At 52.3% G+C, this 2188-nt stretch carries 1 rRNA gene; it reads right to left on the bottom strand.

Annotated features, from left to right (window positions below):
• Positions 1 to 2117, bottom strand: a 23S ribosomal RNA gene (locus LI112_RS17665); the annotation flags it as partial.
• Between the last annotated feature and the right edge of the window lie 71 nt (positions 2118 to 2188).

Here is a 2188-nt window from a genome sequence, read left to right as displayed (position 1 = left end):
AGCCTCCCACCTATCCTGTACATGCAGTACCGGATCCCAGTACCAAACTGGAGTAAAGCTCCATGGGGTCTTTCCGTCCTGGCGCAGGTAACCAGCATCTTCACTGGTACTTCAATTTCACCGGATGCATTGTCGAGACAGCGCTCAAATCATTACGCCTTTCGTGCGGGTCGGAACTTACCCGACAAGGAATTTCGCTACCTTAGGACCGTTATAGTTACGGCCGCCGTTTACTGGGGCTTAAATTCAAAGCTTCGCTTGCGCTAACCTCTCCTCTTAACCTTCCAGCACCGGGCAGGCGTCAGCCCATATACCTCACCTTTCGGTTTCGCATAGACCTGTGTTTTTGCTAAACAGTTGCTTGAGCCTATTCTCTGCGGCCTGCTCTCGCAGGCACCCCTTCTCCCGAAGTTACGGGGTCATTTTGCCGAGTTCCTTGACAATGCTTCTTCCGCCGGCCTTAGGATTCTCTCCTCATCCACCTGTGTCGGTTTACGGTACGGGTATGGTATGAACAATAGCGGCTTTTCTTGACGCACAGCTCACGGACTTCATTACTAAACTTCACTCCGCATCACGTCTTCCCATTGCCGCACGGTTTTTCCAATGCGGCTGGTACCTCGCTTGCACCGGGATCCCATTCCCGGCTTCCGCTCTCTGCACGTGTCCCCACAGTTCTGTCATATCATAGTACAGGAATCTCCACCTGTTGTCCATCGGCTACGACTCTCGTCCTCACCTTAGGCCCCGACTTACCCAGGGCAGATCAGCTTTACCCTGGAAACCTTGGATATTCGGCCTAGAGGATTCTCACCTCTATCTCGCTACTCATTCCGGCATTCTCTCTTCCATGCAGTCCACAGCTCCTTACGGTACTGCTTCGTCCCACATGCAATGCTCCTCTACCGATCCTTTCGGATCCCTTAGTTTCGGTGGTGCGTTTCAGCCCCGGACATTTTCGGCGCAGGACCTCTCGACCAGTGAGCTATTACGCACTCTTTGAATGAATGGCTGCTTCTGAGCCAACATCCTGGTTGTCTTCGAAATCCCACATCCTTTTCCACTTAACGCACACTTTGGGACCTTAACTGAAGGTCTGGGCTCTTTCCCTTTTGACTGCCCAACTTATCTCGTGCAGTCTGACTCCTGGTAAGCAATTACACGGCATTCGGAGTTTGATATTCTTCGGTAGGCTTTGACGCCCCCTAGGAAATTCAGTGCTCTACCTCCGCAAATCTCTACCAAGGCTAGCCCTAAAGCTATTTCGAGGAGAACCAGCTATCTCCGGGTTCGATTGGAATTTCTCCCCTATCCACACCTCATCCCCACCCTTTTCAACGGATGTGGGTTCGGTCCTCCACTGCCTCTTACGGCAGCTTCAACCTGGACATGGATAGATCACCCGGTTTCGGGTCTGCCCCCACTGACTCTGGCCCTCTTAAGACTTGGTTTCCCTACGGCTCCGCACCTTCGGTGCTTAACCTTGCCAGTGAGCGCAACTCGCCGGACCGTTCTACAAAAAGTACGCGGTCGTGCATATAAAGCACTCCCACAGCTTGTAGACACAGGGTTTCAGGTTCTCTTTCACTCCCCTCCCGGGGTCCTTTTCACCTTTCCTTCACAGTACTATGCGCTATCGGTCACTAAGTGGTATTTAGCCTTAGGGGGTGGTCCCCCTCACTTCCCGCAGGGTTTCTCGTGTCCCGCGGTACTCTGGATCCTGCTCAGTCTGCTCTGTTTTCGTCTACGGGGCTTTCACCCTCTCCGGCCGGCTTTCCCAAAACCGTTCCACTAACATTGCAGAATCTTAAATGCAGTCCGTAACCCCGGTGTGCACGCACACCGGTTTAGGCTCTTCCGCGTTCGCTCGCCGCTACTTACGGAATCGAGTTTTCTTTCTTTTCCTCCGGGTACTTAGATGTTTCAGTTCCCCGGGTTCCCCTCCATACGTTATGGATTGGCGTATGGATACATGAGGTTTGCTCATGTGGGTTTCCCCATTCAGAGATCTCCGGATCAATGGATATTTGCTCCTCCCCGAAGCTTATCGCAGCTTATCACGTCTTTCTTCGGCCCTTAGTGCCAAGGCATCCGCCCTGTGCCCTTTCTGCTTGACCTTTCGCTTCTGATACCCTAGCGTAGGTATCAGCGGTCTTTGATTCTCGTTGCTTTTGATAATTATTATTAT

Origin of the sequence: Blautia sp. 210820-DFI.6.14, assembly GCF_020558815.1 — a bacterium.
Classification (GTDB): Bacteria; Bacillota; Clostridia; order Lachnospirales; family Lachnospiraceae; genus Blautia_A; species Blautia_A obeum.
The sequence above is the reverse complement of the archived record's forward strand: the minus strand, read 5'-3'. Positions and strand labels throughout refer to the sequence as shown.